Genomic DNA, 21,828 nt, shown 5'->3' on the forward strand with positions numbered 1-21,828 from the left:
GAAGATTAAATAACTGATATGGAAGATATTATTGCACCAATTGACAGAGCTTTGTTGAAATCGGAACTGACTCCCGAACGGCGTTTGAGGATGACCAACAAAAGCAACAATGAAATTTATATCGTTGACTGGAAGAACGCTCCTAATGTGTTGAAGGAAATAGGCCGTTTGCGTGAAATCGCTTTCCGTGCTGCGGGAGGTGGTACAGGCAAGTCAATAGACCTGGACGAGTATGATTTGATGGAGCATCCTTATCAGCAGTTGGTGGTATGGAACCCGGAAGCAGAGGAAATCTTGGGAGGATATCGGTACTTGTTGGGCGATGAAGTGGAGTTTGACGAACATGGAAAACCGATTCTGGCTACCGCCCATATGTTTGATTTTTCGGAAAAGTTCCTGAAGGAATATCTTCCTACGACCATTGAACTGGGACGTTCTTTCGTGACATTGGAATATCAGTCTACCCGCCGTGGTTCCAAGGGACTGTTTGCACTGGATAATTTGTGGGATGGTCTGGGCGCGCTTACCGTCATCAAGCCGAATGTGAAGTATTTCTTCGGGAAGATGACCATGTATCCCAGCTATAACCGTTTCGGACGTGATATGATCCTGTTTTTCCTGAGAAAACATTTCCATGACAAGGACGGGCTGATTACACCGATGTGTCCGTTGCAGATTGAAACGGATCAGGCGGTTCTTGAAAAGTTGTTCTGCAACGATACGTTCAAGGAAGATTACAAGGTATTGAATACGGAAGTCCGTAAACTGGGATACAACATTCCGCCGTTGGTCAACGCATACATGGGGTTGTCTCCTACGATGCGTATGTTCGGGACGGCCATCAATGACGGTTTCGGTGACGTAGAGGAAACCGGAATCCTGATCGCTGTGGATGAAATCCTGGAGGAAAAACGTATCCGTCATATCGAATCCTTCATCAGGGAGCATCCGGAAGCGCTGACCATCACATCGGGTGCTAATCCGGTTGTATCTAAGTGCTGATAATCAATTTCTTCTTGTTATTTCATAGTAGAGGCGTCCGGAAACCATTCCGGACGTTTTTTATGTCTATACTGCAGGCAGACTGTTTCCGTTGATCTTGCGGTAGAGGTCGAGGGCATAGACATCGGTCATTCCCGAGATATAATCGAGTACGGCCAGTACCTTTTCATAGAGCGTAGGTGCCTGGACATCATATTGTTTCGACATGCGGTTGATAAGCAGTTTGGAATAGGCTTTCTCGGGGTACCGTACGGCTTCGATGAACAGGTCTACAAGAGTCGTTATTACCTGGTAGCCGGCCAGTTCTATGTCAAGCACGTCTTTGGCACAGTATATTTTCCCGAAAGCGGTCCTGGAGCAGTTTTCGTAGGCGTCGAGAACTGGCTGGTCCATATGCTTGATGAGCGACCCTTCGAATTTTCCTTCCAGAATCAGCTCTTCATTTTCCACGAAGGCTTTGGTGCATGCCTTGACCAGTACTCCGATGGCGGAAGTGCGCAGATAGGCAATCTGTTCGTTGGTGTCGGTCACCATCCGGCAGATGTTTTCAATATGCTGCAGCCGTTTTTCCGTAAAGAAGCGGCTGTAGAGCTCTTTGGTTTCCTGGGTAGTGAGAATTTTCAGCTTGTGTGCGTCTTCTATATCCATCATCTGGTAACAGATATCGTCGGCGGCCTCTACCAGGTATACCAGCGGGTGGCGGACATATTTTACCGGTTCTCCGTCCTTGTTGAGCCGTATCATTCCCAGTTCTTCGGCTATGCGTTCGAAATCCTTCTCTTCGGGTTGGAAAAAGCCGAATTTCTGCTTTTCCCCCGCCAGACGGGACGAGAACGGGTATTTCACGATCGAAGCCAGGGTAGTGTAGGTCATGACAAAACCTCCCGGACGCCGTCCCTTGAACTGGTGGGTCAGCAGGCGGAAAGCGTTGGCATTTCCTTCAAAGTGGGTAAGGTCTTCCCATTCGGCGGGACTTACCAGACCTTTCAGCCTAAATCCTTTCCCTTCTGAAAAATAGGTTCCTATGGCTTTTTCTCCGGAATGGCCGAACGGCGGGTTTCCCATGTCGTGGGCAAGGCAGGCCGCCGAGACGATGGCCCCTATTTCAGACAGATGTGTATCGGACAGTTCGGGGTGCCGTTTTAACAGTACGGCGGCTATCTCATTACCTAATGAGCGTCCTACGCAGGACACTTCAAGGCTGTGTGTGAGTCGGTTGTGTACGAAGATGCTTCCGGGAAGAGGAAATACCTGGGTCTTGTTCTGCAGCCGGCGGAAAGGTGCGGAAAATATCAGGCGGTCATAGTCACGTTGGAACTCCGTGCGGTCCTCTTTTCTGGTTTCATGGAACGATTCCAGTCCGAAGCGTTTGTTTGAGATCAGTTGTTTCCAGTTCATTTGTTTCTAGCTACATGGTTGCCTCTTGCAAATGTATAAAAGATTCGTTTAAAAAATGGTAAACAGGTTTATAAATCCCGTGAAATATGTAAATTCGCAACTTAATAAGAATAACAATGTTATGAAAGTACAAATTATCAATAAGTCGAAACACGATTTACCTCAATATGCGACTCCGCTTTCGGCCGGAATGGACCTGAGGGCGAACCTGGATGCACCTGTCACCCTGAAGCCCTTGCAGCGTTGCCTGATACCTACGGGGCTTTATATTGCCTTGCCCGACGGTTACGAGGCGCAGATCCGTCCGCGCAGCGGCCTGGCGTTGAAGAAAGGGATTACTTTGTTGAATACACCGGGAACCATCGATGCCGACTACCGTGGTGAAATCGGTGTGATTCTGGTCAATCTTTCGGCCGAAGATTTTGTGGTCGAAGACGGTGAACGGATTGCACAGATGGTCATTGCGCGGTATGAAAAGGCGGAGTGGACGGAAGTGGAGATACTGGATGAGACAGAACGTGGTGCCGGCGGTTTCGGACATACCGGAACTGTGTGACGGATACAAGGTGTGAACTAATATTTTGAATCGGGATGAGAAAACTTCTCTATATATTATTGGGGTGTATGCTTTTGTCGGGGATGGTGGCGTGCGGAACTTCGGGCAGGATACCGGAAGGGAAACGTACGGAGGCATCGGAAGACAAGGATCCGCTTACACCCGAACAGCGCCGTAAATACGACTATTTTTTCCTGGAGGCGTTGAGGATGAAGCAGAAGGGAGACTATGACGCGGCGTATTCGCTGTATACCCATTGCCTGGATATCTATCCTTCATCTTCGGCGGCCCTGTATGAAATATCACGTTTCTACATGTATCTGGGGCAGGAAAAGAAGGGTGAAGAGGCGTTGAAGCGTGCGGTCCGTTCGGACGAGTCGAATTTCTGGTACAAGCAGACACTGGCAGCCTATTATGAGGCGAAAAGGGAACTTCCGAAAGCCATTTCGGTATATGAAGATATGGCTGAGCGTTTCCCGATACGTCTGGAGCCGCTGATGTCGCTGGTCGACCTGTATAATCAGACCAAGAGCTACCAGCAGGTGGTCAATACCTTGGACCGTCTGGAAGAGCTGGACGGCAAGTCGGAACAGATCAGCATGGAGAAGTTCCGGATGTATCTGAATCTGGGAGATACGGAAAAGGCTTTCACTGAAATCGCCAGTCTGTCCGCAGAATATCCTTACGACATGCGTTACCGGACTATCCTGGGTGATGTCTACCTGGAGAACGGGAAGCCGCAGGAGGCGTATGATGTGTACCAGCGTATATTGAAAGAGGAACCGGGCTATGCACCGGCGCTGCTTTCCATGGCATCCTATTACCAGAAGACGGGACAGGACAGCCTTTACCACGTGCAGCTGGATACGATTCTTCTGAACCGGAACGTGGAATCGGATACCAAGATGAATATCATGAGACAGCTGATTCTGCAGTCGGAACAGACTACGAAAGACAGTACGCAGATAGTAGCCTTGTTCCGTAATATCCTGAAGGAGCCGCAGCAGAATGCCGATTTGGCCATGCTCTGCGCACAATATATGATAACCAAGCATATGGAGAAAGAATCGGTTCCGGTACTGGAACAGGTGCTGGATCTGGATCCGGAAAACAAGCCCGCCCGTCTGCAACTGTTGAGTTATGCCATCCGTGACAACAAGCTGGACGACGTGATTGAGATTGCCAAACCTGCCCTGGTCTATAACCCCGATGCGCTTGAATTCTATTATTACCTGGGACTGGCCCATTATCAGAAAGACGAGCTTGATGAGGCTTTGGATGTATTCGGTAAAGGTGTGAAACAGATCAATGAGAAGAGCGACAAGCATGTGGCTTCCGATTTCTACGCTATTCTGGGTGATATCTATCACCAGAAGGGAATGTCGGCCGAATCGTATGCCGCATACGATTCTTCTTTGGTCTATAATCCGGACAATATAGGTACGATGAACAATTATGCCTATTTCCTTTCGCAGGACCGTACCCATCTGGACAAGGCGGAAGAGATGAGCTACAAGACGGTAAAGGCCGAGCCCGACAATTCCACTTACCTGGATACCTATGCCTGGATCTTGTTTGAAAAGGGCAGGTATACGGAGGCCCGTATCTACATTGAGCAGGCATTGCGTAATGGCGGTGATACGAGTCGGGTAATTGTGGAACATTGCGGAGATATTTATTACAAGTTGGGTGAAGTGGACAAGGCCGTGGAATACTGGAAAAAGGCCGATGCCATTGAGGTACCTGAAGATGATGTCGCTTCACAGCCTACTCCGCAGGAAATCAAACGTTTGAAACAAAAGATTGCACAACGAAAATACATTGCTGAATGATCGGAAAATTAATGAGATACGTGTTTCCAGCTATCGTGGCGCTTGTAGTCGCCTCCTGTTCATCGACCCGGAAACTGGAAAGGCAGCCCATGATAGGCGGTCTTACGGGACAGGCTTATATAGAAAAGATCATAGAGCTTTCGCCGGAATGGAAATCATTGAACGGTAAGGTGGCCCTGAATCTTGATCTGGGCGGGCAGAAACCTATGAAGGTGACGGCTACATTCCGCCTGAAGCGGGGAGAGTCTATCCAGTTGCTGGTGGCTCCGCTGTTGGGTATTGAAGTGGCGCGTCTGGAGATTTCACCCGACGGACTGCTGGTGCTCGACCGTATGAACAAACGCTATGTACAGCTTTCGTTTGATGAAGTCAGTCGTTGGGCGCATACGGAACTGAATTATACAATCCTGCAGTCCTTGTTCCTGAATGAAGTTTTCCTGCCCGACCGGACCCGGCTGACGCCGGAAGATGCGGATGCTTTCCATGTTACTCTGGACGGTGACGATGCCACTTTGCGTGTAAAGGCTGCACGTACGTTGTCTTATCTGTTCCGCACATCGGCTGCACAAGGACTGCTGGAAGAGAGTTCGATAGCGGTATCGGGAACACCTTATGTACTGAACTGGAAGTACAGTGATTTCGCCGAACTGGACAATAAGCTGTATCCCCGACAGATGAAGTTGGATGTGGGTGGTGTAGACAAGCCGGTGAAGCTGGATATGCAGTTCTCGCGCCTGTCGGTCAACGGTGAATGGGAATCCCGTACGGAAGTGTCATCCCGATACACACGGATCGGAATGGAAGATATCATAAAGATGTTGGGAAAACAATGAGGAAAATAATTGCTTTAACCGCTGTGTTTGTGTGCTGTGCTTTGTCGCTGAATGCGCAGAGTACACCCAAGATACGCCAGTTGGAGAAGCAGCATGCCGAACTGCAGAAGCAGATTTCTGAATCGGAGACCTTGTTGCAGTCTACCAAGAAGGATGTCAAGAGCCAGTTGAATAATCTGGCTCTGCTTTCAGGGCAGATTGATGAACGGAAGAAGTATATTGCCACTATCGAGGCTGATGTGCAGACTGTCCAGCGTGAGATAGAACGTGTTCAGATGGATTTGCGTGAATTGCAGAAAGAGTTGGCCGACAAACGCAACAAGTATGAGAAGTCGGTTACCTATATGTATAAGAACAAGTCTGTACAGGAGAAGCTGATGTTCATCTTTTCGGCCGACAATCTGAGCCAGATGTACCGCCGTATGCGTTATGTGCAGGAATATGCCGACTTCCAGCGCCGGCAGGGAATTCAGGTACAGCGCAAGCAGCGGCAGGTGGAAGAGAAAAAGAAAGTGCTTCTGGCCAGTCGGGAATCCAAGGAAAGGCTGTTACAGCAAGGCGAGGAGGAAAAGTCAAAGCTGGAGGCGCAGGAGAAAGAGCGTAAGACACTGTTGGCTTCCTTGCAGAAGAAGCAGCGTGGAATCCAGAATGAAATCCGTAAGAAGAGAGCTTCGGCCGATAAGCTGAATGCTCAGATAGACCGTCTGATAGCGATCGAGGTCGAGAAGGCCCGTAAGCGTGCGGAGGAAGAAGCCCGGCGTAAGGCCGAGGAGGCCCGTAAGTTGGCCGAGGCGGAAGCCCGGAAAAAAGGCGGTAAGGAAAGTACCGCAAAAGAGACCTCCAAGGGAAAAACAGGTTCCGTTTCGAAGGTGGAGACGTATCGGGTCGATTCGGAAGACCGCCGTTTGTCGGGTGTATTCGAGCAGAACCGTGGCCGTCTGCCTGTTCCGGTGACCGGTCCTTACGTGATAGTAGGGCATTACGGGCAATACCAGGTAGAAGGTTTGCGGAATGTACGGCTGGACAATAAAGGTGTGGATATCAAGGGTAAGCCGGGAGCACAGGCCCGTGCCATCTTTGACGGTGAAGTGTCGGCCATTTTCCAGTATAACGGTCTGGCCAATGTCCTGATACGTCATGGAAGTTACATTTCGGTGTATTGCAACCTGTCGTCGGTTCTGGTGAAGAAAGGCAGTAAGGTCAATACGCGTGATGTGATAGGGCAGATCCATACCGACAAGGACGGGAATACGATACTTCATTTCCAGCTCCGTAAGGAAACGGCGAAGCTGAATCCGGAAGTCTGGTTGGGAAGATGACAGGGAATGATATGAGAACAGCATAAAAAATAACGGCTGTCCCAGGTTGTATGGGGCAGCCGTTATTTTTTATTGTGAAGACCGTCTTATTTCTTATAATTCTCCAGACCGGTCTGCAGGAATTCTATGTATTTGTCGATATCCTCGTCGTAGGAATAAGAGGTATTCAACGGTTTGCCTTCGTTGTCGATCAGTACATAGAACGGCTGTGCATTGGCTCCGAACTTAGACCGTTGCAGGTAGCTCCATTTGTCGCCTACGGTACGCAGCGTGCGTTCTGTACCGTTTTCCATAATCTTGATCGGTTCAGGCAGTTTGGTCTTTTCGTCTACATACAGGGTGATCAGTACATAGTCGTCGTTCAGGATCTGGCTTACTTTCGGGTCTGTCCAAACGGCCAGTTCCATTTTACGGCAGTTTACACATCCGTAACCGGTAAAGTCGATCATGACCGGCTTGCCGTTCTGGCGGGCATATTCCATACCTGCGTCGAAATCATTGAATTTGGCATGCACCTCATTTTTATATAGGTTGAAGTCCTGGGTCTGCATAGGAGGAGCAAAGGCGCTGATTGCCTTCAGCGGGGCACCCCAGAGGCCCGGAATCATATAGACTGCAAATGCCAGCGAGAACAGGGCCAGGAAGAATCTCCCTACACCCACTTTATTGTTGTCGTCATCGTGCGGGAATTTGATCTTTCCTAACAGGTATACACCCAGCAGTCCGAAGATCACGATCCACAAGGCAAGGAATGTTTCACGGTCGAGGATACGCCATCCGTAGGCCAGATCGGCAACCGACAGGAATTTCAGGGCAAAAGCCAGTTCGATGAAACCGAGCGTAACCTTGATGACATTCATCCAGCCGCCTGATTTCGGCATGGATTTCAGCCATGACGGGAACATGGCGAATAAGGTGAACGGCAACGCCAGTGCGATGGCAAAGCCCAGCATACCGATGGCAGGTGCAAGATAGCTTCCGGTAGAAGATACCTCCACCAGCAGGAAGCCGATGATAGGACCTGTACATGAGAATGAAACCAATGACAGGGTGAATGCCATCAGGAAGATACTCAGCAGTCCGGTTGTCTGTTCAGCCTTGCTGTCGATGGCATTGCTCCATTTGGACGGTAAGGTGATTTCGAAAGCTCCGAAGAACGACGCTGCAAATACCACCAGCATCAGGCAGAAGAAGATATTGAATATGGCGTTTGTAGACAATGAATTCAGTGCGTTTGCTCCCCATATACCGGTGATGATCAGTCCCAATGCAACGTAGATGACCACGATGGAGGCACCGTAAGTCCATGCGTCGCGTAATCCTTTTTTCTTGTTGTCGGAGCGTTTCATGAAAAAGCTTACAGTCATCGGGATAATAGGCCATACACAAGGTGTGAACAATGCCAGCAGACCACCGGCCAGACCTGTCAGGAAAATATAGATCCAGGAGTGGGAGTCTTCACCTTTCTGTTCGCCGAAACTGTTCAGTTCGTCGATGACCGGTGCCCAATAGTCGGTTGTACCATCCAGGCTTGCTGCAGCTGCCGGTGCGACGGAATCGGTTGCTGCGGTAGCTGTATCGGCGGGAGCAGCCTCTTCGGTCGGAGCGGTTTCGGTAGCGCCTGCAGCGGTCTTGTCTGTAGAGGCGGCAGCCGGTGCGGTTCCGCTGTATGAGAAGTCTACGCTGGTAGGAGGAAGACAGTTCTCGTCGTTACAGGCTCCATATTCCAGGTATCCGCTGATCTTATAGTTTCCGCCGGTGAGCTTTATCTTTTGTACGAATTGGGCAGCGTGTTCGAAGAATCTGACCTTCATGCCGAATACAGGGTCCATCTGGTTGATTTCTTTCCCTACCGGTTTGAGTGGTCCGTCGGGTACTGCACCTTCCATCTGGTCGGTATTGAATGTGGCCGAAGTAGGTCCTCCATCCCCCAGGTCTGTTGAATAGACATGCCATCCGTCTGCAATGGTTCCGCTGAAAACGATTTCGGCTTCATTGGCCGAAATTTTTTTCCATTCAGCCTTGAATTGTACCGGTGACTGGATTTGTGCCAGCATCGGCAGGCATAGGAGTGCCATGAATAGCACACTTAATAAATGTTTCTTTGCCATTGTGTAAGAAATGATAAAAAGGTTTATTGTTTGTTTTTACGGTTAGTGATCGGTTTCACGTTGCCGGAACAGGCTGTCTTACCAGAACTTGTTCTGTTCGGGGTTGTATTCGAATCCTACTGTTTTCAATGTGTTGACAATCTCTTCCTTATTGACGTGCATGTCATTGCACAAGGCGTCCAGTGAGGGGTAAACATCGCGTAGCCGGGTGTTTATGAAACTGAACAGAATCATCGGGCCTTTAGGTAATTCCATATGATGTAAAATTTAAAAAAGGATATGTTATAAAAATCTGTGCAAAGTTACAGATTTATTATGAAATAAATACTAAACTTTTCTTTATAAGTCCTGCAAACTGAGGAAAAAACATTAACTTTGCACACTCATTTAATGAACATTATCTAGATAAACCGTATAAAATATGATGGAGCTTGATTTACTCACAGCTGTATCGCCGATCGATGGCAGATATAGAGGCAAAGCGGGAGCTTTGGCTGCTTATTTTTCTGAATACGCACTGATGAAATACCGTGTGCGTGTGGAGATTGAATATTTCATTACTTTGTGTGAATTGCCTTTGCCGCAGTTGAAAAGCCTGGACGCTTCACGTTTCGAATCATTGCGTGACATCTACCGTAACTTTTCGGAAGCTGACGCACAGCGTATCAAGGAGATAGAAAGTGTGACCAATCATGATGTCAAGGCTGTAGAGTATTTTATCAAGGAACAGTTTGACCGGTTGGGCGGTCTGGAACCTTATAAGGAGTTCATTCACTTCGGACTGACTTCACAGGATATCAACAATACTTCCGTGCCTTTGTCGGTGAAGGATGCCTTGAACGAGGTCTATTATCCGCAGCTCCAGCAGCTGATTGACCGTCTGGCTGCCTATGCCGAGGAATGGAAAGATATTCCTATGCTGGCCAAGACTCACGGACAGCCGGCTTCGCCTACCCGTCTTGGAAAGGAGATTATGGTATTTGTATACCGTCTGAACCGCCAGCTGGCAGTCTTGAAAGCATGTCCTATCACGGCCAAGTTCGGTGGGGCTACGGGTAACTACAACGCACACCATGTAGCCTATCCTGAATTTGATTGGAAAGCATTCGGAAACAAGTTCGTATCAGAGAAACTGGGCTTGGAACGTGAGGAATATACGACACAGATTTCGAACTATGACAATCTGGGTGCGATATTCGATGCAATGAAACGTATCAATACAATCATGATTGACATGAACCGTGACTTCTGGCAATATATTTCCATGGAATATTTCAAGCAGAAAATCAAAGCCGGGGAAGTGGGTTCGAGTGCCATGCCTCATAAGGTCAATCCGATTGACTTCGAGAATGCCGAAGGCAACCTGGGTATGGCTAATGCGATATTCAGCCACTTGTCGGCCAAGTTACCTATATCACGTTTGCAGCGTGACCTGACCGACTCGACTGTACTGCGTAATATCGGTGTTCCGTTCGGACATACAGTCATTGCCATCCAGAGTTCATTGAAAGGGTTAGGCAAACTTCTGCTGAATGAACACAAGATCTATGAGGACCTTGACAACTGCTGGAGTGTAGTGGCTGAAGCCATCCAGACCATTCTCCGCCGTGAGGCTTATCCGCATCCGTATGAAGCTCTGAAGGCTTTGACACGTACTAACCAGGCTATAACCGAAGCGTCAATCAAGGACTTTATCGAGACTCTGGATGTGAGTGAGGATATCAAGAAGGAATTACGTGCAATTACACCGCATAACTATACGGGTATGTAATTGACGGCCTGTTCCGGAAAAGTCAAGTGTATATAAAACGCCCGAGAGGGTAAAGTATTAATCAATAAACAGAAAGCAATTATGACAGAAAGAGAAAACAGACAAGAGGGCGAAAACAGCCAATCTAGCCGTGACGGTTACAAGTCTTACAACAGAGAAGGTTATAACAAATACAACCGCAATGAAAATGGTAGCGGATATGGACGCCGTCCGCGTTTCAATTCGAACAGTGAGGGAGGTGCCCGTCCGCAACGTTCCTATAATCCCCGTTTCAACAATAACGGTGAGGGTAGTGAACAGCGTGGCTATCGTCCGCGTTTCAATAACAATGACCGGAACGAAAGCCGTCCGCGTCCTTATGGAAACAGAAATAATAACGGCGGTCGTCCGCAGCGTCCGTATACTCCGCGTTATAACAACAATAACGGTGAAGAGGGCGAACAGCGGAGCTTCCGTCCACGTTATAATAATAACAACGGTGAAGGCGGTTTCCGCCAACAGCGTCCTCGGTTCAACAATGGAGGGCAAGGCGGTTATGGCCGTCCGCAAGGCGGTTTCCGTCAGCGTACGTCCGATTATAATCCGAATGCCAAGTATAGCATGAAGAAGCAGATCGAGTATAAGGATGTACTTACTGATCCGAATGAACCGATCCGTTTGAACAAGTTCCTGGCCAATGCCGGAATCTGCTCCCGCCGTGAAGCTGATGAATTCATTACTGCCGGTGTGATTTCAGTCAACGGGCAGGTTGTTACTGAACTGGGAACCAAGGTGAAACGCTCGGATGAGGTTAAGTTTCATGATCAGCCGGTAAGTATAGAGCGTAAGGTCTATGTCCTGCTCAACAAGCCGAAGGATTGTGTGACGACCTCGGATGATCCTCAGGAACGCAAGACCGTGATGGATTATGTGAAGGATGCCTGCAAGGAACGTATCTATCCGGTAGGACGTCTGGACCGTAATACAACCGGTGTGTTGCTGCTGACGAATGACGGTGATCTGGCTTCCAAGCTGACACATCCGAAGTTCCTGAAGAAGAAGATTTATCATGTGTTCTGTGACAAGAATGTGACGAAGGCCGATTTGGATCAGATTGTATCCGGAATTACCTTGGACGACGGTGAAATCCATGCCGATGCCGTAAGCTATGCTTCCGAGACAGACAAGTCGCAGGTGGGTATTGAGATCCACTCCGGAAAGAACCGTATTGTCCGCCGTATCTTCGAATCGCTGGGTTATCGGGTGATCAAGCTTGACCGTGTTTATTTTGCCGGTCTTACCAAAAAGGGGCTCCGTCGTGGTGACTGGCGTTATCTGACAGAAAAAGAAGTGAATATGCTCCGTATGGGGTCTTTTGAATAATATATATAATGTATAAGGGCAGGCTTCCAGGTCTGCCCTCATACGTATCCAAATACATAAAAACGAAATATGATGGAAACAATCCGCAGAACAAAAATTGTTGACCTGCTGAAACGCGAGGATTTTGGCGCTATGGTCAATGTTAAAGGTTGGGTGCGTACCCGCCGTGGTAGCAAACAGGTTAACTTTATAGCCTTGAATGACGGTTCTACTATAAATAATGTGCAGATTGTAGTTGATTTGGCCAACTTCGACGAGGAAATGTTGAAGCAGATTACAACCGGTGCGTGTTTGAGTGTAAACGGGGAACTGGTAAAGTCGGTCGGTGCCGGTCAGGCAGCCGAAATACAGGCTCGTGAAATAGAAGTGTTGGGAGTTTGTGACAATACCTATCCGTTGCAGAAAAAGGGACATTCCATGGAGTTTCTGCGTGAGATTGCTCACCTGCGTCCGCGTACCAATACATTCGGCGCGGTGTTCCGTATCCGGCATAATATGGCGATAGCCATCCACAAGTTTTTCCACGAGCGTGGCTTCTTCTATTTCCATACTCCGTTGATTACCGCTTCCGACTGTGAAGGTGCCGGACAGATGTTCCAGGTTACTACCATGAACCTTTATGACCTGAAAAAAGATGAGAAAGGTTCTATCATTTACGATAATGACTTCTTCGGCAAACAGACCAGTCTGACCGTTTCAGGGCAGCTGGAGGGTGAGCTGGCAGCAACGGCATTGGGTGCCATCTATACTTTCGGACCTACATTCCGTGCAGAGAATTCGAATACTCCGCGTCATCTGGCCGAGTTCTGGATGATTGAGCCGGAAGTGGCGTTCAATGATATCAATGACAACATGGATTTGGCCGAAGAGTTTATTAAATATTGTGTACAGTGGGCTCTCGACAACTGTTATGATGACGTGAAATTCCTGAATGACATGTTCGACAAGGGATTGATCGAACGTCTGCAGGGAGTGTTGAAGGAATCATTCGTTCGCCTGCCGTATACCGAAGGTATCAAGATTCTGGAAGATGCCGTAGCGAAAGGCCATAAGTTTGAATTCCCTGTATATTGGGGAGTCGACCTGGCATCGGAACATGAACGTTATCTGGTTGAGGAACATTTCAAACGTCCGGTAATCCTGACCGACTATCCGAAAGAAATCAAGGCTTTCTATATGAAGCAGAATGAAGACGGCAAGACTGTACGCGCCATGGATGTACTGTTCCCGAAAATCGGTGAAATCATCGGCGGTTCCGAACGTGAAGAGAACTATGACAAGCTGTTGAACCGCATCAAGGAATTGAATATTCCTATGAAGGATATGTGGTGGTATCTGGATACCCGTAAGTACGGAAGTTGTCCTCATTCCGGGTTCGGTCTCGGCTTCGAACGTCTGCTGCTGTTTGTGACAGGTATGTCGAATATCCGTGACGTGATCCCGTTCCCACGTACTCCACGCAACGCCGAATTCTAAAGAATCGATCCATATTGGCATATGAAAGTCCTTTCCGGTATTCCGGGAAGGACTTTTTTGTTGTGGCGGAGATGAAAAACGGTCGGATAGATGGTGGAAAATATGTTTTAAAAAATGAATTTATCGGCTGAAAATTAATGGATTATTAATAAATTTTTGTATTTTTGTTTCAATCGTTAACCATTTAATTATTGCGTTATTATGAAATCACGGTATTTCCTTTTATTGGCGGCTTCGATATTGATGTCGTTGGGCGTTTCCCTGGCTCAGGAAGTCAAGGAAAAGACTCCGGTAACGTTAAGTGGAGTATGGCAGATGTGCTTTTATCGTTCTGTATCGCCGGATGTTCCGGGTGAACTGAAGACCAGCAATTCCTTGAAGATACTTACGGAAGACGGCCGTTTCTGTAATCTGGTCATGATGCCTCAGGGGGCTATCATCATCGGTACCGGGACTTATAAGCTTACATCATCGGATGTATATACCGAATACGTAGAGAAGAACATCCATCTGCCTCAGTTGGACGGTCAGAAAAATGACCTGCATTTCGAATTGGAGGAGAATGGGACACTGATGTATATCAAGTATTTCCTGAAGAACGATATAAATGGGAATGAAATCAATTCCTGGAACCATGAAATATGGAAGAAGGTAGAGATGCCTACTACATATCCTGAAAATATAATCAGGTAGCAAGGTACCGCGGTAATGTGGTGATGGCAGACGGAATGGGGATGTAACGCAGGATTTTTGATACCGGCGTTACATCCTCCTTTTATTTGCAGGGCAGGTAAAACCGGATAAATCAACCGCTTATAAGGAGAAAAAAAAGCTTAAAATCTTTGTCAGTTTGGAGAAAAGCCGTACCTTTGCAAGCCGATTATTATCAACTAGTGATAAATTTTTAATTCTGAGGGCTTTATTCTTCTTGTCCGGGAAGGATAGGTCTTAGGAAAATTGTTTTTTAGTAGTTAACATTTTAAAAAAGATTTAAGAGTGGATACTTTAAGTTACAAGACCATTTCTGCAAACAAGGAAACTGCGAACAAAGAATGGGTCGTAGTTGATGCTACCGATCAGGTCGTAGGCCGTCTCGGTGCTAAAGTTGCGAAACTGTTGAGAGGTAAGTACAAACCGAACTTTACTCCTCATGTAGACTGCGGTGATAACGTTATCATCATCAATGCAGACAAAGTGAAATTTACAGGTAAGAAAATGACCGACAAGATTTACCTGAGTTATACCGGTTATCCGGGCGGTCAGCGTGAAATTACTCCGGCTGCTATTCTGGCAAAACCGAACGGTGCTGAAAAACTGATGAAAAGAGTAGTGAAAGGCATGCTTCCGAAGAATCGTCTGGGAGCGAAGTTGCTGGGTAATCTGTATGTGTATGCAGGTTCTGAACACAAACATGAAGCTCAGACTCCGAAAGTAATAGATATTAACACACTTAAATAATAGAGAATGGAAGTAGTAAATGCATTAGGAAGACGTAAAAGCGCTGTAGCCCGCGTTTTCGTAAAAGAAGGTACAGGAAAGATTACTATCAACAAGAGAGACCTTGCACAGTACTTTCCATCATCAATTCTGCAGTATGTAGTTAAGCAGCCTCTGAACAAGCTGGAAGTTGCTGAAAAATATGATATCAAAGTTAACCTGAACGGTGGCGGTTTCACCGGCCAGTCTCAGGCTCTGCGTCTGGCTATCGCCCGTGCTTTGGTTAAGATCAATCCTGAAGACAAGAAGACACTTCGTGCAGAAGGCTTCATGACACGTGACTCACGTTCTGTAGAACGTAAGAAACCGGGTCGTCCGAAAGCACGTCGTAGATTCCAGTTCAGTAAACGTTAAGAGTTGGTGGAATGTTGGATCGGACAAGTTGCTTAATTTATTTCAACTTTCACTGTTCAACTCTCAACTAAAAAAGCGTTTAGTATCTAAACTGTTTGGATTTTCCCTACAGCGATTTGCGGAGAGACTACCAGACAGTTGGTTCAATTAACAAAAAAGAAAGTAAACGATTTAAAGATTTAAGAAAATGTCAAGAGTAAATTTTGATACATTATTGGAAGCCGGTTGCCACTTCGGACACCTTAAGAGAAAGTGGAACCCTGCAATGGCTCCTTATATTTTCATGGAACGCAACGGTATCCATATCATCGATTTGAACAAGACCGTTGTAAAAGTAGAAGAAGCTGCTGAAGCTTTGAAGCAGATTGCAAAATCAGGAAAGAAAGTCCTGTTCGTTGCTACTAAGAAACAAGCTAAACAGATTGTAGCTGAGAAAGCTGCTTCTGTAAACATGCCTTATGTAATCGAGCGCTGGCCGGGTGGTATGCTGACTAACTTCCCGACAATCCGTAAGGCTGTCAAGAAAATGGCTACTATCGACAAACTGACTAACGATGGTACTTACTCAAACCTGTCAAAGAGAGAAATCCTTCAGATTTCACGTCAGCGTGCCAAACTGGAAAAGAACCTTGGTTCTATCGCCGATTTGACCCGTCTGCCTTCTGCACTGTTTGTTGTTGACGTTCTGAAAGAAAACATTGCAGTACGTGAAGCTAACCGTTTGGGTATCCCTGTATTCGCTATCGTTGATACAAATTCTGATCCTTCAACTATCGACTACGTTATTCCGGCTAACGATGACGCTACAAAATCTGTAGAAGTAATCCTGGATGCTTGTTGCGCTGCTATGGCTGAAGGTCTGGAAGAAAGAAAGGCTGAAAAGGTAGATATGGAAGCAGCAGGTGAAAACGCACCTAAGTCTTCTAAGAAGAGAACTACCAAGGCTCGTATGGATAAGGCAGAAGAAGAAGCTATCAATGCATCAAAGGCTGCCGCTTTCATGGGTAAAGACGAAGAAGCTTAATATTATATAATTGAGAGTTGAGGGTTGAAGGTTGAGAGTTACTACATACAGCAATTCTCAACTCTCCATTCTCAACTCTCAATTTGCTTTATATAGAATTATTTTATTAACGTATAAATAAAAAAGGAATTACTATGGCTGTAAGTATGGCTGATATCACCAAACTCCGTAAGATGACCGGAGCTGGTATGATGGACTGCAAGAACGCTTTGACAGAATCAGAAGGCGATTTCGACAAGGCAGTGGAAATTATCCGTAAAAAAGGACAGGCTGTTGCGGCAAAACGTTCTGACCGTGAAACTTCAGAAGGTTGTGTACTGGCAAAATCAACTGGCGACTATGCGGCAATGATTGCCTTGAAATGTGAAACAGACTTCGTTGCTAAGAATGCAGATTTCGTTGCTTTGACTCAGGCTATCCTGGATGCTGCTATCGAAAATAAATGTAAGACTCTGGATGAAGTGAAGGCTCTGCCGATGGGCAAGGGTACTATTCAGGACGCTATCGTTGAACGTAGCGGTATTACCGGTGAAAAGACTGAACTGGATGGATACAACTTCGTTTCTGGTGCCTGCACTGCTGTTTATAACCATATGAACAAGAATCAGCTTTGTACAATCGTCGCTTTCAATAAAGTTTGTGATGCACAGGTTGCTCATGAAATCTGTATGCAGATTGCAGCTATGAACCCGATGGCTATTGATGAGGCTGGTGTTCCTGAAGCAGTAAAACAGGAAGAAATCAATGTAGCTGTTGAAAAGACTAAAGCAGAACAGATTCAGAAGGCTGTTGATGCCGCTTTGAAGAAAGCCGGTATCAATCCTGCTCATGTAGACAGCGAAGAACATATGGAAAGCAATATGGCTAAGGGCTGGATCACTGCTGAAGATGTTGCCAAGGCTAAGGAAATCAAAGCTACTGTTGCTGCAGAAAAAGCTGCAAACCTGCCTCAGGCTATGATTGAAAATATTGCTAAGGGTCGTCTGGGCAAATTCTTGAAAGAAGTTTGTCTGTTGAACCAGGAAAGCATCATGGATCCGAAGAAGACAGTGGCAGATGTATTGAAAGCCGCCGATCCTGAACTGGCTATTACAGAGTTCAAACGTTTTACTTTACGTGCAGAATAATATCCCCCAGGATATTCCGATATACATCACAGCAGGAACATATTTCCTGCTGTGATTTTTTATTCCCTTATCGGGTGCGTGTATATCCTTCCGCTTTCAGAAGCTCGATGACACGCTGTTTGAAATCCCCTTGTATAAGTATTTCTCCGTCTTTTACCGATCCGCCTACACCGCATTTGCTTTTCAGCATTTTTCCCAGTTCCTTCAGGTCTTCACTGTTACCCGTAAATCCGGTTACCAGTGTAACGGTTTTTCCACCTCTGCCTTTTTTTTCTATGGAGACGCGCAACTGTTGCCGGTCCCTATCGGGAGTTATTGTTTCTTCTTCTCCGGTTGTCTCATACCGGAAGTCGGGATTTGTTGAGTATACTACGTTCAGACGGTCTTTCCAATCATTATTTTTCATGTGAATAAGTTTTAATCTGCCCAAAGATAGACAGATTTTTAGTTTATATGTGCGAGGGTTACAAATAAATAAACTAAATTTGCGATACCAGAACCGATTATAGGAATGTAACAATGACGACACGTACACGTAAAAGCACGGATAAAATTCCGGAGCCTACACTGCGTAGACTCCCTTGGTATCTTTCAAATGCAAAACTGTTGAGAGAGAAAGGGGAGAAGTATGTCTCTTCCACCCAAATTTCCAAAGAGATAAATATTGACGCATCCCAGATAGCCAAGGATTTATCGTATGTAAATATCGCAGGACGTACGAGGGTCGGTTATGAAATAGAATTACTTATCAATGTTCTGGAGGATTTTTTGGGATTTACCAATATCCATAAGGCTTATCTGTTCGGAGTGGGAAGTTTGGGAGCAGCTTTACTGCGTGATTCCGGTTTGTCTCATTTCGGTCTGAAGATAGTGGGGGCTTTCGATATCAATCCGGCACTGGTAGGGACCTCTATCAACGGCATTCCCATCTATCATACCGATGAATTTGAAGAACGGATGAAGCAGGACAAAGTCAATATCGGTGTGCTGACAGTACCTATCAATATCGCCCAGGAAATTACCGGCAAGATGGTGGAAGGCGGGATAAAGGCTGTATGGAACTTTACTCCGTTCCGTATCCGTGTGCCGGAACATATTGTCGTACAGAATACTTCCCTGTATGCTCATCTGGCAGTGATGTTCAACCGTCTGAATGAAACTTTAAAGAAATAATTCCATGAAGATTATAGCTATCGGCATGAACTATCCTCTGCATTGCAAGGAGTTGCATGCCAATGAACCGCTTCCTGAATCACCGGTGATTTTTATGAAACCGGATTCAGCCTTGCTGAAGGACAGCAAACCGTTCTTCATTCCCGATTTCTGTGAACAGGTTGATTACGAGACCGAACTGGTGGTGCGCATCAGCCGTTTGGGAAAAAATATTGCCGAACGGTTTGCACACCGTTATTATGATGCGGTAACTGTAGGCATTGATTTTACAGCCCGCGACCTGCAGCGTAAGTTTCGTGCCGAAGGTAAGCCTTGGGAGCTTTGCAAAGGGTTTGATAATTCGGCGGCAGTGGGCGACTGGATTCCCGTAGAACGTTTTCTGAATATCCAGAACATCAATTTTCATCTGGACATTGACGGCAAGACCGTACAGCGGGGCAATACATGTGACATGCTCTTCAAGGTTGACCAGATCATTGCGTATGTAAGTCAGTTCTGTACATTGAAGATAGGCGATCTTCTTTATACGGGTACGCCGGCAGGAGTAGGTCCGGTACATATCGGCAACCATCTGGAGGGTTATCTGGAAAGTGAAAAGGTTCTTGATTTCTATATAAGATGAAGATACGTGTAGGATTCGGATTCGATGTGCATCGCCTGGTACCCGGGCGTGAACTATGGCTTGGAGGTATCAAACTGGAGCATGAGTTGGGCTTGTTGGGCCATTCGGATGCCGACGTGCTGATTCATGCCATCTGTGATGCGTTGCTGGGTGCCGCCAATATGCGTGACATCGGTTATCATTTTCCGGACAATTCCGGGGAGTTCAAGGATATTGACAGTAAGATTCTGCTGTCCAGGACAATCGCCCTGATAGCGGGGAAAGGTTATCGTGTAGGTAATATCGATGCTACGGTATGTGCCGAGCGTCCGAAGCTCAAGGCACATATTCCCCATATGCAGGAGGTACTGGCAAAGGTGATGGGTATTGATCCCGATGATGTTTCCATCAAGGCTACAACAACCGAAAAGCTGGGCTTTACCGGGCGTGAAGAGGGTATTTCGGCCTATGCTACCGTATTGATAGAAAAGGAATGACAGATATTTTATATGCCTTACATCACCATTCCAAGTGTGAGTAACAGGCCGAACAGAAGCATGTTACGGGATGTTTCTCCTAGAATAGCGTTCAGTTCTTTCCCTTTTCCGATGCGGGCCATCTTCAAGGTCGACATGATGTGAGGGATGAGATACAGCTGGGGAGCTACCGCTGCCCATAGCTTTCCTTCCGTTATGAAGTGGAAGCAGCACCAGCAGGCTGCCAGTCCTAGCAGGAAATAGAGGATGAGTCCGGCTTTTGCGCCCAACCTGACGACGATTGTGCGTTTCCCGCTGACGGCATCCTGTTCACGGTCGCGGAAATTGTTTACCATGAGCAGGGTATCAATGACCAGTCCGCTGGCCAGTGAAGCCATCGTAACCGACATGTTCCAGTCGTGTGCCATTACATAATAGGTACATCCTACGGGTATGAAACCGAAAAATACGAGGACCATCAGATCGCCCCATCCGTGATAGGCCAATGGATAAGGTCCGGTGGTATAAAGAAAAGCGAATATGATGCATGCAATTCCTACCGGTATCATTTCCCATCCGCTGTAAAAGAGCAGGCATATTCCTGTAAGTGCAGCCAGAATGGTGGTTATGGCAATTCCCTTTTTCATGCCGGCGGGAGAAATCCAGCCTTGTGCGCAAGCCCGTTCGGGTCCCAGCCGGTCTTCCCGGTCGGTACCTTTCAAATAATCGTATAAGTCATTGATGAAATTGGCGTCAATCTGCATGAGAAATGCAAACAGAAAACATAATATGGCGGGAACCGTCTGGAAGTGGCCGTACATGTTGGCCAATGCACATCCTAGCATCACAGGGATAGAGGCTGCCGTCAGCGTTTTGGGGCGGGCAGCCAGCAACCAGGCTTTTGCGGAGTTTTGTTTTACCATGATCTGAATTATTTTGTGTACAAAGTTAGGAATTTCTGCCGATACCTTTATCCTGTTGCGTGAAATGTGTTATTTTCGTCGTGAAATCCAATGTTACATATATGGGAAAAATTGTTCATTTCATCTTTCTGATTTCAATTGTTCTGTTGTCATCGTGTGCTACAGCCTCATTTTCGAAGTATCATGGGATTGGGCGTATCAAAAAATACACGATATACAGTGAGCAGCTTCCCGACTCATTCGACGGATTCCGGATAGCCTTTGCTTCCGATTTCCATTATGAAAGCCGTTTTAACCGGAAAAGGCTTCCGGGATTGCTGAAAGCCCTGCAGGCGACAGAGGCCGATGTCCTTTTGTTGGGAGGTGACTATAGGGGGCGGAACGGAGGCAATCTGACCGAGCTTTTTGATCTGCTTCATACATTCCGTCCGCCTTACGGTACTTATGGAGTGATGGGGAACCATGAGAACAATGCCAATTATGAGATAGTGAAAGAGGAGATGAAACGGACTGGAATCCATTTGCTTGAGCATGAAGTCGATACGTTATGGAAAGAAAATGAGTACATTCTGCTATGTGGTATCCGTAATCCGTTCGACTTGAAACAGAATGGTGTTTCGCCTACTTTGAACCTTCATCCTGACGATTATGTAATCATGCTTGTCCATACCCCGGATTATGCGGAAGATACAGATATAAGCAATACCGATCTGGTATTGGCGGGTCATACACACGGAGGACAGGTGAGTTTCTTCAAGCGGTATACTCCCGCTCATTTTTCAAAATACGGAACCCGTTTCATGACGGGCTTGAAACACAATTCGGCAGGCATACCTGTGATTATCACGAACGGGATCGGTACGTCCCGTAAGGATATCCGCCTGTTTACTCCAAGCGAAATTGTACTGATTACCCTTCATAAATTTTGACTAATTGTTAAAAACCAATTTTCCCCCTAAAAAAAATACCGTTGTCTATTCATTTTCATTAAAT

Annotated in this window: 22 protein-coding genes; 17 read left to right on the plus strand and 5 right to left on the minus strand. The window is 46.7% G+C overall.

Translation table 11 applies throughout. From position 1 onward, the window contains the following. Nucleotides 1-18 precede the first annotated feature (18 nt). Complete coding sequence (locus BQ7489_RS01360) at nt 19-1,002, plus strand: glycine N(alpha)-acyltransferase GlsB (protein WP_072529730.1); 984 nt, start codon at nt 19-21, stop codon at nt 1,000-1,002. Between the two features lie 66 nt (nt 1,003-1,068). On the opposite strand, the gene BQ7489_RS01365 is transcribed toward BQ7489_RS01360, so the two are convergent. Next, nucleotides 1,069-2,400 (minus strand): deoxyguanosinetriphosphate triphosphohydrolase, encoded by a 1,332-nt coding sequence (locus BQ7489_RS01365; protein WP_072529731.1) that lies wholly within the window; start codon nt 2,398-2,400, stop codon nt 1,069-1,071. Between the two features lie 121 nt (nt 2,401-2,521). On the opposite strand from BQ7489_RS01365, the gene dut reads away from it, so the two are divergent. From dut to BQ7489_RS01385, 4 genes are read left to right on the plus strand one after another with little or no spacing between them, the layout of a single operon-like run. Further along, the gene (gene dut / locus BQ7489_RS01370) at nt 2,522-2,956 is read left to right on the plus strand and encodes a dUTP diphosphatase (RefSeq protein ID WP_072531969.1); all 435 of its coding nucleotides are present in this window, start codon (nt 2,522-2,524) and stop codon (nt 2,954-2,956) included. Between the two features lie 35 nt (nt 2,957-2,991). Then, complete coding sequence (locus BQ7489_RS01375) at nt 2,992-4,788, plus strand: tetratricopeptide repeat protein (RefSeq protein WP_072529732.1); 1,797 nt, start codon at nt 2,992-2,994, stop codon at nt 4,786-4,788. Beyond that, nucleotides 4,785-5,621: a lipoprotein insertase outer membrane protein LolB1 gene (locus tag BQ7489_RS01380; protein WP_072529733.1), complete on the plus strand. Its 837-nt coding sequence runs from the start codon at nt 4,785-4,787 to the stop codon at nt 5,619-5,621. Before BQ7489_RS01375 ends, BQ7489_RS01380 begins: the two co-directional genes overlap by 4 nt. Continuing rightward, nucleotides 5,618-6,940, plus strand: coding sequence for a murein hydrolase activator EnvC family protein (locus BQ7489_RS01385; RefSeq protein WP_072529734.1), 1,323 nt, complete (start codon nt 5,618-5,620; stop codon nt 6,938-6,940). The genes BQ7489_RS01380 and BQ7489_RS01385 overlap by 4 nt, the downstream gene beginning before the upstream one ends. A gap of 86 nt (nt 6,941-7,026) precedes the next feature. Here the strand turns inward: BQ7489_RS01385 and BQ7489_RS01390 are convergent, their stop codons facing one another. Then, nucleotides 7,027-9,051, minus strand: a complete 2,025-nt coding sequence (locus BQ7489_RS01390) for a protein-disulfide reductase DsbD family protein (protein ID WP_072529735.1) — start codon at nt 9,049-9,051, stop codon at nt 7,027-7,029. 78 nt (nt 9,052-9,129) lie between these two features. Next, a complete protein-coding gene (locus BQ7489_RS01395; protein WP_072529736.1) occupies nt 9,130-9,306 on the minus strand; it encodes a DUF4250 domain-containing protein in 177 nt (58 codons plus the stop codon). Nucleotides 9,307-9,475: 169 nt separating this feature from the next. Here BQ7489_RS01395 and purB point away from each other — a divergent pair, with 169 nt between their 5' ends. The 8 genes from purB (at nt 9,476) to tsf (ending at nt 17,662) form a co-directional block, all read left to right on the plus strand. Then, a complete protein-coding gene (gene purB, locus BQ7489_RS01400) occupies nt 9,476-10,822 on the plus strand; it encodes an adenylosuccinate lyase (RefSeq protein ID WP_072531970.1) in 1,347 nt (448 codons plus the stop codon). A gap of 78 nt (nt 10,823-10,900) precedes the next feature. Beyond that, entirely contained in the window at nt 10,901-12,184 is a 1,284-nt protein-coding gene (locus tag BQ7489_RS01405) for a pseudouridine synthase (protein ID WP_072529737.1), read from the plus strand. 72 nt (nt 12,185-12,256) lie between these two features. Beyond that, the gene (asnS, locus tag BQ7489_RS01410; protein WP_072531971.1) at nt 12,257-13,660 is read left to right on the plus strand and encodes an asparagine--tRNA ligase; all 1,404 of its coding nucleotides are present in this window, start codon (nt 12,257-12,259) and stop codon (nt 13,658-13,660) included. Between the two features lie 201 nt (nt 13,661-13,861). After that, complete coding sequence (locus BQ7489_RS01415; RefSeq protein ID WP_072529738.1) at nt 13,862-14,353, plus strand: DUF4488 domain-containing protein; 492 nt, start codon at nt 13,862-13,864, stop codon at nt 14,351-14,353. Between the two features lie 303 nt (nt 14,354-14,656). After that, nucleotides 14,657-15,118, plus strand: a complete 462-nt coding sequence (gene rplM / locus BQ7489_RS01420) for a 50S ribosomal protein L13 (protein WP_072529739.1) — start codon at nt 14,657-14,659, stop codon at nt 15,116-15,118. 6 nt (nt 15,119-15,124) lie between these two features. Then, nucleotides 15,125-15,511, plus strand: a complete 387-nt coding sequence (gene rpsI, locus BQ7489_RS01425; RefSeq protein WP_072529740.1) for a 30S ribosomal protein S9 — start codon at nt 15,125-15,127, stop codon at nt 15,509-15,511. Nucleotides 15,512-15,698: 187 nt separating this feature from the next. Beyond that, nucleotides 15,699-16,535, plus strand: coding sequence for a 30S ribosomal protein S2 (gene rpsB / locus BQ7489_RS01430; protein WP_072529741.1), 837 nt, complete (start codon nt 15,699-15,701; stop codon nt 16,533-16,535). A gap of 134 nt (nt 16,536-16,669) precedes the next feature. Beyond that, entirely contained in the window at nt 16,670-17,662 is a 993-nt protein-coding gene (gene tsf / locus BQ7489_RS01435) for a translation elongation factor Ts (RefSeq protein WP_072529742.1), read from the plus strand. Between the two features lie 67 nt (nt 17,663-17,729). Here the strand turns inward: tsf and BQ7489_RS01440 are convergent, their stop codons facing one another. Continuing rightward, the gene (locus BQ7489_RS01440; protein WP_072529743.1) at nt 17,730-18,068 is read right to left on the minus strand and encodes a translation initiation factor; all 339 of its coding nucleotides are present in this window, start codon (nt 18,066-18,068) and stop codon (nt 17,730-17,732) included. A 113-nt stretch (nt 18,069-18,181) separates the two neighbouring features. Here BQ7489_RS01440 and BQ7489_RS01445 point away from each other — a divergent pair, with 113 nt between their 5' ends. The 3 genes from BQ7489_RS01445 to ispF are packed head-to-tail and all read left to right on the plus strand — an operon-like array spanning nt 18,182 to nt 19,933. Then, a complete protein-coding gene (locus BQ7489_RS01445) occupies nt 18,182-18,835 on the plus strand; it encodes a redox-sensing transcriptional repressor Rex (RefSeq protein ID WP_072529744.1) in 654 nt (217 codons plus the stop codon). 4 nt (nt 18,836-18,839) lie between these two features. Beyond that, a complete protein-coding gene (locus tag BQ7489_RS01450; protein WP_072529745.1) occupies nt 18,840-19,457 on the plus strand; it encodes a fumarylacetoacetate hydrolase family protein in 618 nt (205 codons plus the stop codon). Beyond that, nucleotides 19,454-19,933, plus strand: a complete 480-nt coding sequence (gene ispF, locus BQ7489_RS01455; protein WP_072529746.1) for a 2-C-methyl-D-erythritol 2,4-cyclodiphosphate synthase — start codon at nt 19,454-19,456, stop codon at nt 19,931-19,933. The genes BQ7489_RS01450 and ispF overlap by 4 nt, the downstream gene beginning before the upstream one ends. 17 nt (nt 19,934-19,950) lie before the next feature. Here ispF and BQ7489_RS01460 read toward each other — a convergent pair whose 3' ends face one another. Continuing rightward, nucleotides 19,951-20,835, minus strand: a complete 885-nt coding sequence (locus tag BQ7489_RS01460; RefSeq protein ID WP_072529747.1) for a 1,4-dihydroxy-2-naphthoate polyprenyltransferase — start codon at nt 20,833-20,835, stop codon at nt 19,951-19,953. A gap of 101 nt (nt 20,836-20,936) precedes the next feature. Here BQ7489_RS01460 and BQ7489_RS01465 point away from each other — a divergent pair, with 101 nt between their 5' ends. After that, nucleotides 20,937-21,764, plus strand: a complete 828-nt coding sequence (locus BQ7489_RS01465) for a metallophosphoesterase (RefSeq protein WP_072529748.1) — start codon at nt 20,937-20,939, stop codon at nt 21,762-21,764. The last annotated feature ends 64 nt before the right edge of the window (nt 21,765-21,828 follow it).

Origin of the sequence: Bacteroides ilei (genome assembly GCF_900128495.1) — a bacterium.
GTDB classification, from domain to species: Bacteria; Bacteroidota; Bacteroidia; order Bacteroidales; family Bacteroidaceae; genus Phocaeicola; species Phocaeicola ilei.

Excerpts from the sequence above, each read along its gene's own strand:
- BQ7489_RS01375 (WP_072529732.1), top strand. The coding sequence starts at position 2,992 with ATGAGAAAACTTCTCTATATATTATTGGGGTGTATGCTTTTGTCGGGG.
- BQ7489_RS01450 (WP_072529745.1), top strand. The coding sequence starts at position 18,840 with ATGAAGATTATAGCTATCGGCATGAACTATCCTCTGCATTGCAAGGAG.
- BQ7489_RS01390 (WP_072529735.1), bottom strand. The coding sequence starts at position 9,051 with ATGGCAAAGAAACATTTATTAAGTGTGCTATTCATGGCACTCCTATGC.
- BQ7489_RS01385 (WP_072529734.1), top strand. The coding sequence starts at position 5,618 with ATGAGGAAAATAATTGCTTTAACCGCTGTGTTTGTGTGCTGTGCTTTG.
- BQ7489_RS01360 (WP_072529730.1), top strand. The coding sequence starts at position 19 with ATGGAAGATATTATTGCACCAATTGACAGAGCTTTGTTGAAATCGGAA.
- BQ7489_RS01445 (WP_072529744.1), top strand. The coding sequence starts at position 18,182 with ATGACGACACGTACACGTAAAAGCACGGATAAAATTCCGGAGCCTACA.
- BQ7489_RS01395 (WP_072529736.1), bottom strand. The coding sequence starts at position 9,306 with ATGGAATTACCTAAAGGCCCGATGATTCTGTTCAGTTTCATAAACACC.
- BQ7489_RS01415 (WP_072529738.1), top strand. The coding sequence starts at position 13,862 with ATGAAATCACGGTATTTCCTTTTATTGGCGGCTTCGATATTGATGTCG.
- ispF (WP_072529746.1), top strand. The coding sequence starts at position 19,454 with ATGAAGATACGTGTAGGATTCGGATTCGATGTGCATCGCCTGGTACCC.
- tsf (WP_072529742.1), top strand. The coding sequence starts at position 16,670 with ATGGCTGTAAGTATGGCTGATATCACCAAACTCCGTAAGATGACCGGA.
- BQ7489_RS01440 (WP_072529743.1), bottom strand. The coding sequence starts at position 18,068 with ATGAAAAATAATGATTGGAAAGACCGTCTGAACGTAGTATACTCAACA.
- dut (WP_072531969.1), top strand. The coding sequence starts at position 2,522 with ATGAAAGTACAAATTATCAATAAGTCGAAACACGATTTACCTCAATAT.
- BQ7489_RS01365 (WP_072529731.1), bottom strand. The coding sequence starts at position 2,400 with ATGAACTGGAAACAACTGATCTCAAACAAACGCTTCGGACTGGAATCG.
- BQ7489_RS01465 (WP_072529748.1), top strand. The coding sequence starts at position 20,937 with ATGGGAAAAATTGTTCATTTCATCTTTCTGATTTCAATTGTTCTGTTG.
- BQ7489_RS01380 (WP_072529733.1), top strand. The coding sequence starts at position 4,785 with ATGATCGGAAAATTAATGAGATACGTGTTTCCAGCTATCGTGGCGCTT.
- BQ7489_RS01460 (WP_072529747.1), bottom strand. The coding sequence starts at position 20,835 with ATGGTAAAACAAAACTCCGCAAAAGCCTGGTTGCTGGCTGCCCGCCCC.
- rpsB (WP_072529741.1), top strand. The coding sequence starts at position 15,699 with ATGTCAAGAGTAAATTTTGATACATTATTGGAAGCCGGTTGCCACTTC.
- asnS (WP_072531971.1), top strand. The coding sequence starts at position 12,257 with ATGGAAACAATCCGCAGAACAAAAATTGTTGACCTGCTGAAACGCGAG.
- purB (WP_072531970.1), top strand. The coding sequence starts at position 9,476 with ATGGAGCTTGATTTACTCACAGCTGTATCGCCGATCGATGGCAGATAT.
- rpsI (WP_072529740.1), top strand. The coding sequence starts at position 15,125 with ATGGAAGTAGTAAATGCATTAGGAAGACGTAAAAGCGCTGTAGCCCGC.